This window comes from Streptococcus pseudopneumoniae (assembly GCF_001073085.1).
GTDB lineage: Bacteria > Bacillota > Bacilli > Lactobacillales > Streptococcaceae > Streptococcus > Streptococcus pseudopneumoniae_M.
In genome coordinates this window covers 1-9,594 of record NZ_JVFV01000029.1, presented here as the reverse complement: position 1 = coordinate 9,594, position 9,594 = coordinate 1, and the positions used below count along the sequence as shown (strand labels likewise).

The following is a 9,594-nucleotide window of genomic DNA, read 5'->3' as shown; positions in this document are numbered from 1 at the left end:
ACGAATGAGTTCTTCCATCCCTTCAGCGACACGAAAACGATTGATGGTGCGATAGCTGACAACTAACTGTCCTGTTAGATACTGCATAGCTAGATTTTCAATCATCATTTTTTCAATTTTTCGACCAGAGAAAATCCCTTGTGAATAGGCGAATAGAAGAGTAGATACAAGCATTTTAGGGTGATAAGACGGGCGACCAAAGGCATGATAGAAGGCGTGGAAGTGACTATCATCCAATGAATTCACCACTTTTTCAATCGTAAAAACGAGATGGTCTTGTGGCAAGAAAGAACAGATTTCTAGTGGTAAAGTTGTTTGATTTGTGTTATAGTGAATATGCATGAGATAGCCTTTCTAAATGGTTTATTAAGCAATTCTATTTTACCAAGACTATCGCAACCATGCAAAAAGCAACGGATTTGCCGTTGCTTTTTTTGGTGCTAGGCGACTATTGTCCCAGACTCTTTATTTTTTTGGTTTTTGATGGGTGAGATTTAGTCCCCAAGGAACTAGGTTCTCAGTTTTGTTTTGAATGCGATTGATATTATCCTTGTGGCGGATAATAATTAAACCTGCGAGAGCTAGGATAATCGCTACGAATAATAAATCGTAACTTGGCAGTAGGAAACCGATAAGCGGAAAGAGAATCACCCCAAGTACAGCAGCGAGAGCAGCAGTAACACTAGAGAGAGAAATCATGCTTCCTAGATATAGAGTTCCAAAGAAGACAACTGCTAGATAGAGGCAAAATAGAGGAGCAAATCCGAAAATGACTCCAGCACTAGTTGCGACAGCCTTTCCTCCTTTAAATCCTGCAAATACTGGGAAGGTATGCCCAATCACAGCTAAAAGGCCAAAGACTAGAGGGGAGACACCTTGAACTTGAAAGATAAGTGGAAGCAGAGTTGCCAAGGTTCCCTTAAAAAAGTCTATCACGAAGGTTGCCATACCCGCTTTCTTACCTAAAATACGAAAGGTATTGGTCGTTCCAGTATTACCTGAACCATGTTCTCTTAGATTGATCTTAAAGAAGCTTTGCCCAATCCACAGTCCTGAAGGGATAGAACCCAATAAATAAGCTAAAATTAATAATACTATTGTCATCATGCTTCTATTATACCATGAAATAGGAGAGAAACGGAAAGGAATCTTTTCTCAAATTGTGACATCTGATACTTTATGTAAGTATAAGAATTTTCTCATGAACACTATTGTTCGGAAATTAAGGCTAAAGTTTTAAAAATTCATGGAAATTTCTGAAAATCCTTGATTTTGTGTTTATTTATGCTATAATAGGAACAATTATTTTTAGGAGGTGGAATATGTCTTACTTATTCGAGATATTACCAAGTTTATTGAGCGGTGCTACAATGACTTTACAAGTTTTTGCACTGGTCTTGCTCTTTTCAATCCCTTTAGGTATTTTGATTGCCTTTTGCTTACAGGTCCATTGGAAACCCCTCCATTACATAATTGATGTTTATATCTGGGTGATGCGTGGAACACCCTTGCTTTTGCAACTAATTTTTATTTATTATGTCCTACCAAGTATCGGAATTCGACTTGATCGGGTGCCAGCTGCGATTATTGCCTTCACGCTTAATTATGCAGCCTATTTTGCTGAAATTTTCCGTGGAGGGATTGCAACGATTCCTCAGGGGCAATACGAAGCAGCTAAGGTTTTGAAATTTAAGCCTATCGATACCGTTCGCTATATCATCTTGCCACAGGTGACCAAGATTGTCTTACCAAGTGTATTTAACGAGGTTATGAGTTTGGTTAAGGATACTTCTCTGGTCTATGCACTCGGTATTTCAGATTTAATCCTAGCCAGTCGTACTGCAGCCAATCGTGATGCTAGCTTGATTCCAATGTTTCTAGCAGGAGCTATTTATCTGCTTATGATTGGTATCGTTACAATCCTAGCTAAGAGACTTGAGAAGAAGTTCAGCTACTATAGATAGGAGGTTAACCATGTTAGAGTTAAGAAATATCAGCAAAAAATTTGGAAAAAAAGAAATTTTATCCAATTTCAGTTTAACAATTCCTGAAAAGCAAATTTTGGCCATTGTTGGCCCTTCTGGTGGTGGGAAGACTACCTTGCTTAGAATGTTAGCTGGACTAGAAACCATTGATTCAGGAGAGATTTTTTATAATGGAGAATCCCTACCTTTGGATGAACTTGAAAAGCGCCACTTATTAGGTTTTGTTTTTCAAGACTTTCAACTTTTTCCTCACTTATCCGTTATGGAGAACTTGATTTTGTCACCTATTAAGACTATGGGGATGTCTGAAGCAGATGCCAGGAAGAAGGCAGTCGACTTGTTAACTCGTCTGGGTCTAGAAGCTCATGCAGATGCTTATCCATACTCATTATCTGGTGGTCAAAAGCAACGGGTTGCCTTAGCACGTGCTATGATGATAGATCCTGAAGTGATTGGGTATGACGAACCAACTTCGGCCCTTGACCCTGAGTTGCGTCTCGAGGTTGAAAAACTGATTCTACAAAATCGAGAATTAGGCATGACTCAAATTGTCGTGACTCACGATCTCCAGTTTGCAGAGAATATTGCTGATCAGATTCTCAAAGTAGAGCCTAAGTAGGAGGTGTCTATGAATCTAAAGAAAATCAGTCTTGTTTTGGTATTCTTTCTAGCTTTTTTCCTAGTAGGATGTACGCAAAAAGCTAGTGATCCCAAAGTCGATAATTGGGACAAATACCAACAACAAGGAAGCATTACTATTGGATTTGACAATACCTTTGTTCCTATGGGGTTTGAAGAAAAGAATGGCCAATATGTCGGATTTGATATTGACTTAGCCCAGGCTGTTTCTGAGAAACTGGGGTTCAAGGTACAGTTTCAACCCATTGATTGGGATATGAAGGAAACAGAACTTCAAAACGGTACTATTGATGCTATCTGGAATGGATATTCCGCAACAGATGAACGCCGTGAGAAGGTAGCTTTTACAATTCCCTACATGGAAAATCAACAAGTTCTAGTCTCTAAAAAATCGCAAAATATCCAATCTGTGTCTGATATGGCAGGTAAGATTTTGGGAGCCCAAGCAGGTTCCTCTGGTTATATAGATTTCGAAGCTCAGCCAGAACTCTTGAAAAACATTGTAAAAGATCAAAAAGCCAACCAATATCAGAGTTTTAATGAAGCCTTGATTGACCTGCAAAATGACCGGATTGATGCTCTTTTAATTGACCGTGTTTATGCCAATTATTATCTTGAAACTGAAGGAATCTTAGACCAGTATGAGATTTTCCCAGCTGGTTTTGAGAGTGAATCCTTTGCAGTTGGAGTTAGACCGGCTGATAAGACCTTGCTAGAAAATTTAAATAAAGCTTTTAAGGAACTTTATCAAGAAGGAAAATTCCAAGAAATCAGCCAGAAATGGTTTGGTGAAGACGTGGCTACAAGCCAAATTAAAGGAAAAGAAAACTAAGATGTATATCTTGGTTTCTTTTTTTGGTGAAGATGGACGATTTTTTGCTAAAAAGGACTTGTGAATAGGCTTTTTAACTAGAAAATTTTGCAAAATCCTTCGAAAACCTGTAAAATAGAAAAGATGAACAAATAGGAGGTTCCTTGTGTCAAAAAAGGAAATCAATATTAACAATTATAATGATGATGCCATTCAAGTGCTAGAAGGGTTGGATGCGGTCCGTAAACGTCCAGGGATGTATATCGGATCGACTGACGGTGCTGGTCTCCACCACCTTGTCTGGGAAATCGTCGATAATGCTGTCGATGAGGCCTTGTCTGGATTTGGTGACCGGATCGATGTGACAATCAATAAAGATGGAAGTTTAACGGTTCAAGACCACGGACGTGGAATGCCGACTGGAATGCACGCTATGGGAATTCCAACGGTTGAGGTTATCTTTACCATTCTTCACGCAGGAGGAAAATTTGGTCAGGGTGGTTATAAGACATCAGGAGGTCTCCACGGGGTTGGATCTTCTGTCGTCAATGCCCTCTCTAGTTGGTTAGAGGTAGAAATTACTCGTGATGGAGCAGTTTATAGACAACGTTTTGAAAATGGAGGCAAGCCAGTCACCACTCTTGAAAAGGTGGGGACAGCACCCAAGTCTAAGACAGGTACCAAAGTGATCTTCATGCCAGATGCCAGTATCTTTTCTACGACAGACTTTAAGTACAATACTATTTCAGAGCGTCTCAATGAGTCAGCTTTTCTCTTGAAGAATGTAACCTTGTCATTAACGGACAAGCGAACAGATGAAGCAATTGAGTTCCATTATGAGAATGGTGTGCAGGATTTTGTTTCTTACCTCAATGAAGACAAGGAAACCTTGACGCCTGTCCTATACTTTGAAGGCGAAGACAATGGATTCCAAGTAGAAGTAGCCCTCCAGTATAATGATGGATTTTCAGATAACATCTTGTCCTTTGTTAATAACGTTCGTACCAAGGACGGTGGGACGCATGAGACGGGACTCAAGTCTGCCATTACAAAGGTCATGAACGACTATGCGCGTAAGACGGGACTTCTCAAGGAAAAAGATAAAAACCTAGAAGGTTCAGATTATCGTGAGGGACTAGCAGCTGTTCTTTCTATCCTAGTTCCGGAAGAACACCTCCAATTTGAGGGACAGACCAAGGACAAACTTGGAAGCCCTCTGGCTCGTCCTGTTGTGGATGGCATAGTATCTGATAAGTTGACCTTCTTCCTCATGGAAAATGGAGAATTAGCTTCAAATCTTATTCGCAAGGCTATCAAGGCTCGTGACGCTCGTGAAGCAGCGCGTAAGGCGCGTGATGAGAGCCGAAATGGCAAGAAAAACAAAAAAGATAAGGGCTTGCTTTCTGGTAAATTAACGCCAGCCCAGTCTAAAAATCCAGCTAAGAACGAACTCTATCTGGTCGAGGGTGACTCTGCCGGCGGTTCTGCTAAGCAAGGTCGTGATCGCAAGTTCCAGGCTATTTTGCCTCTTCGTGGTAAGGTGATCAATACAGCCAAGGCCAAGATGGCAGATATCCTCAAAAACGAAGAAATCAACACCATGATTTATACCATAGGTGCTGGTGTTGGGGCAGATTTCTCCCTTGAAGATGCCAACTATGACAAGATCATTATCATGACCGATGCGGACACCGATGGTGCCCACATTCAAACCCTTCTCTTAACCTTCTTTTATCGCTACATGCGTCCTTTAGTCGAGGCAGGACATGTCTATATCGCCCTTCCTCCTCTTTACAAGATGTCCAAAGGTAAAGGAAAGAAAGAAGAAGTGGCTTATGCTTGGACAGACGGAGAACTGGAAGAACTCCGTAAGCAGTTTGGCAAAGGAGCCACACTCCAACGCTACAAGGGGCTTGGTGAGATGAATGCGGACCAACTCTGGGAAACAACCATGAATCCAGAAACTCGAACTCTCATCCGTGTTACGATTGAAGACCTAGCACGCGCAGAACGTCGCGTTAATGTCCTCATGGGTGACAAGGTTGAACCACGTCGTAAGTGGATCGAAGACAATGTCAAGTTTACGCTGGAAGAAAGTGGGGAGATGGTGATTTGAGATGAAAAGCATGAGTGCTTTGTCACAAAGAGAGAAAGAGACATTAATAAATAATATAAAAAATTATCAAGATTTGAGAGTTTTATCATTTGATAAAGATTTTAAAAATAGAGAAAAGTTGATTTATGATAGTTCAATAACATCAGTTTTTGGAATTTTTGTTTGCTTAGTTGTTTTTATATTACTTAGTCATATTTTTGAATGGTTTGAAAATGAGATTACAAAAAATATTTTCTTCATATTTGTATTAATAGTTATACTTGTCTTTTTTTACTTCGTTTTTGAATTTCTTAATAAATTTTTTCTAGCTAAAATTAAGAAATTTATTTTTATTGTAATCCCATTTGAATTTTGGATGTTTTTTAGCTCATTATGGTTATTTCCATATCTGAAAAATGGAAACTGGATGTATTTTAATGCTAGACTGAATATGGTTGTGTTTATATTTAGTATGGTATTTACAGGTCTTCAGTTTTGGAGACTATTTAAACATTTCCCAAATTATTTGATTGAATCACTAAATACTCTTATTGTTCCTTTACTTGCAATAACTTCAATTCTAACATTGATTTTTAGTCCAGAAATTATTAAACCTGAAGGTATGCTAGAGCTTGTTGTTAGCTGGGGGATAATTCTATTTACTTTGACGGTAACTTTACTGCAAATAAATTTTGAAGTTAAGAGTTCTAAAAACAAAGAAATAGCACAACAAATTTTCCAAGAGCAGCTTCTTAAAAATGAAGATGGTATTGATTACAATAGGCTAGTAGAATGTTATTATTATGGTGGTGAGAAATATAAAAAGAAGTTGCTGAGTACGGAGAAATTTTTAGTTATTATTGTTAAAAATGAGTTGAAATCACTAAAAGATTTGAAAACTTATGATAATTATCGACTTTATAAAGCAATTAGAGCAAGAAATATATAAAGTCAATTTCTACAGTTAAACAACTCGGTTATCGATGAACCATATTTTAAATTTAATCATAGTATTCACAAGGATTATAATATGAATGTTGAAATGTTTGAGGAATTGATTAAAGCCATTGATTCAACTGATTGGATTTCCAATTGGATTCAAATAGGTATAGGTGGTTTTTCAATTCTAATACCTATAATTTACGCAACTTGGATTTCAAAAAAAGATACTAAAGAAATTGATGAACGACAACGAAAGCTAGAAATTATTCAATCTTCAATCGCGAAAAATATAGTAGAACTGACAACTCAACAAAAGCAACTATCTGAAACTCAAAAAAAGGTTGAAGAGAGTTTAAGAGAACTTAAAGAAATGGCTCGACAATCAAGGAAGTCAAATCTATTAAAATTACAAAGTGATTTCCCAATATTCTATAGAGCACTAGATGATTTTGAATGGGAATATAACAAACTTTTGAATTCTATTAATGATTTTAATTCTAAAAAGAATTTATCTTCTAATATTGAAGATGAAATAGGTGAAATATTCGCAGCAATTGAGGATTTAATTGAATCAGAAATTAATCATCTGAATACTGAAGAAGTTCCGCCGTTGGCTCTAGCTTATTTTAACAAACTATTAAGAGCAGTAAACTCTTTATCAAAATATTTTTCGACAAACTTTGACGATGTTCAATGTACTAATTTTATAATTGATGATTTTTTAAGAATAAAGATAGCTAGAGAAGAATTACTTTTTTTTGTATATAATTGAAAATATTTAGAAATTTAGTTTTATAGAGCTTGTATAGTTTTTCTAACTTTTTAAATCTTAAGAAACTGTTCGACATAATAAATATGTTACCTTATAGAAAAAGAGGGAGAAACACATGAGAACAGAAACAGAAATGCTTGATGTGATTTCACAAACAGCTAAAACTTTACAAGTTGAGGCTGTCGCTCTATCTGGTTCACGAACGGATACAAAAGCTCCAAAAGATGAGTTTCAAGATTACGATGTTATCTATGTTGTAGAGGATTTGGATAATCTGACGAGTGACCTTTCTTGGTTGGATCGATTTGGCAATCGCATCATAAAACAAGAAGTTACTATCGGTCATCGTTATCTCTATCTTATGCTCTTTGAAGATGGCAATCGGATTGATTTGACTCTTTGCCCCAAAGACCACATTCAAGAGTGGGTGGATAGTGAGGCAGAATTCACAGTTTTAGAAGATAGGAAGGAATTGTTTGAACCTTATTCCCCGAGTCCAGAGCGTTTCTGGACAAGCCCAGCTAGCGCGATAGATTTTGAAAATGCCTGCAACGAATTTTGGTGGGTGTCAGCCTACGTGGTCAAGGGAATCTGTCGCAAGCAAGTTCTCTATGCCACTGATCATCTCTATGGGATTTGTCAACAAGAACTCTTGAAGGTCTTAACTTGGCAGGTAGCCAGTGATAGGGGAAGAATCGACATCGGTAAGAACTACAAGTATCTCTTTAACTATTTACCTGCTGAGAAAGAGAAGGAATTCTCGAATCTACTGAATTTTTCAAATATAGAAAAACTTACTCAGTCTTTATTTGCTACCATGGAACTTTTCCATCAAGAGGCTCAGTCCCTTGCCCAAAAGATGGGCTTTGATTATGATATGGAAGTGGCTGAGAAGATGATTCAGTATGCTGAGGAAAGAAGATGCTTAAAGTAGTAGATTAGAATTCCATTGATAAGGATGAAGCCTTTTAGTAACAATTCGGAGGATTATAATGTTTTTAGATTTAGGAATTACTTCATATTTGTTTGGTAAAATAGCGGATTTTTCTTGGAATCAATTTTATGATTCACTAGGTTTGCAAGAGAAGGCTGATAAAAAGAGTTTAAAAAAATTTATCGAAGATTATCGAGATTATATGATAGACCGTCATAAAGATAATCCGTATTTTGAAGATGTTTTAAGATTTTGGGAAACAAACCATATCGTTGAAGAAATTTTGATGATTGAATATCACTTGAAAAGTAAGTTTGCGACTTATGATGATTTTAAAAACGCTTTGGAGGATCAGTATCCTCAGATTTTCAATAAAAGTTTTTCAATTAGTTTGATGGATGAACTGGATACAAAATTGATTGACATAGTTAGAGAAATGTCTCAATTTTCTCAGTTAGATATTGCTGTTATAACAAATGTTTTTAATACATTAAACAAAGAGTCGAATTCTGAAATAGTATCCTCAATAGAGGAACTCTTAAAACAATTGCAAGAATTTGGTTTTAAAAATAATATTAAATATGATACTCAACTAGCATATATTCAAAAATCAAAAATAAACAATTTGGTATTTACTCACCCTGTGATTTATAAAATGACTATTACTTCAAGAAATGACTATAAATATAATTATTATTTGTTTCAGTCTTTTGAATTTGAAGGTGATTTTGGAGATGATCCAACGGTCTATTTGATTTATTCAGAGGATGATAATAAGATTGAGTTAAATACCTCTAGTCATGGTTTGCAACCTGAAAATTTAAGGGTTCTAAAATTTAAATCAACAGAAATTGAAGGTGATAAGTATAAATATAATATTTCCAGAGAGTACTGTTATTATTCTAATAAAGGAAGTGAATATGATATTAGGCCATTCATTGTTGTTGTGTTAGGTGATGATGTCATGGGATTCGCTACTTTAACAGTGATTAATAAATCATTTAAAAAAGGCCAAAGTTTTATTTTGCCGTTCACTGGACATAACCAATTCGTTCCAAAAGGAAGAGTTTTAATTTGGCCAAATAAAAAAGATTTATTAAAAAAACTTCATGAACCACAGACGGGTAGAGTTTTATTTTTAGACGATTCTGTTGTAGATGAAGTAATTAAAATTAAAAATTATTTTTTAAATTCGTTAAAAGAGGAAGTTAAGACTGCATTGAAAAAGGAATATGAATAGTCGATTTTTAAATCTATTTTCTATTATACAAACATGTTTATTTACATGAGATTATTCTTCACCTTGTATGTGAAACCTGAATACGGGACTGATTTCCGTAAAAAAACTTTACTGTATAAAACGTATTTTAAACTACAGAAAGGATAGTTTGGTTACTAGAGGTAACTGAACACGGG

The 9,594-nt window shown here is 36.2% G+C and carries 10 protein-coding genes and 1 pseudogene; 9 read left to right on the top strand and 2 right to left on the bottom strand.

Annotation, left to right across the window (positions count from 1 at the left end):
- Nucleotides 1–336: transposase (locus tag ADH90_RS06215; RefSeq protein WP_239681988.1), on the bottom strand; the 336-nt coding region annotated here is incomplete at its 3' end.
- On the opposite strand from ADH90_RS06215, the pseudogene ADH90_RS11590 reads away from it, so the two are divergent.
- Nucleotides 303–484 (top strand): annotated as a pseudogene (locus ADH90_RS11590) (hypothetical protein). The gene ADH90_RS06215 and the pseudogene ADH90_RS11590 sit on opposite strands and share 34 nt — an antisense overlap.
- Here the strand turns inward: ADH90_RS11590 and plsY are convergent.
- Entirely contained in the window at nt 466–1,107 is a 642-nt protein-coding gene (gene plsY / locus ADH90_RS06210) for a glycerol-3-phosphate 1-O-acyltransferase PlsY (RefSeq protein WP_049530423.1), read from the bottom strand. The pseudogene ADH90_RS11590 and the gene plsY overlap by 19 nt on opposite strands.
- A 215-nt stretch (nt 1,108–1,322) precedes the next feature.
- Here plsY and ADH90_RS06205 point away from each other — a divergent pair, with 215 nt between their 5' ends.
- From ADH90_RS06205 to ADH90_RS06170, 8 genes are all read left to right on the top strand, one after another.
- Complete coding sequence (locus ADH90_RS06205; RefSeq protein ID WP_049530421.1) at nt 1,323–1,964, top strand: amino acid ABC transporter permease; 642 nt, start codon at nt 1,323–1,325, stop codon at nt 1,962–1,964.
- 10 nt (nt 1,965–1,974) lie between these two features.
- Nucleotides 1,975–2,604: an amino acid ABC transporter ATP-binding protein gene (locus ADH90_RS06200; RefSeq protein WP_049530420.1), complete on the top strand. Its 630-nt coding sequence runs from the start codon at nt 1,975–1,977 to the stop codon at nt 2,602–2,604.
- A gap of 9 nt (nt 2,605–2,613) precedes the next feature.
- A complete protein-coding gene (locus ADH90_RS06195) occupies nt 2,614–3,456 on the top strand; it encodes an amino acid ABC transporter substrate-binding protein (protein WP_049530419.1) in 843 nt (280 codons plus the stop codon).
- 145 nt (nt 3,457–3,601) lie between these two features.
- On the top strand, nt 3,602–5,551 hold the full coding sequence (gene parE / locus ADH90_RS06190; protein WP_049530418.1) for a DNA topoisomerase IV subunit B: 1,950 nt from the start codon (nt 3,602–3,604) through the stop codon (nt 5,549–5,551).
- Between the two features lies 1 nt (nt 5,552).
- On the top strand, nt 5,553–6,479 hold the full coding sequence (locus ADH90_RS10585; protein WP_053092375.1) for a hypothetical protein: 927 nt from the start codon (nt 5,553–5,555) through the stop codon (nt 6,477–6,479).
- An 81-nt stretch (nt 6,480–6,560) separates the two neighbouring features.
- Nucleotides 6,561–7,244 carry a hypothetical protein gene (locus ADH90_RS06180; protein WP_049530417.1) on the top strand — a complete coding sequence of 228 codons (684 nt, stop codon included), beginning with the start codon at nt 6,561–6,563 and terminating at the stop codon, nt 7,242–7,244.
- A gap of 115 nt (nt 7,245–7,359) precedes the next feature.
- Nucleotides 7,360–8,178, top strand: coding sequence for an aminoglycoside 6-adenylyltransferase (locus ADH90_RS06175; RefSeq protein WP_049530416.1), 819 nt, complete (start codon nt 7,360–7,362; stop codon nt 8,176–8,178).
- 58 nt (nt 8,179–8,236) lie between these two features.
- The gene (locus ADH90_RS06170) at nt 8,237–9,418 is read left to right on the top strand and encodes a hypothetical protein (RefSeq protein WP_049530415.1); all 1,182 of its coding nucleotides are present in this window, start codon (nt 8,237–8,239) and stop codon (nt 9,416–9,418) included.
- The last annotated feature ends 176 nt before the right edge of the window (nt 9,419–9,594 follow it).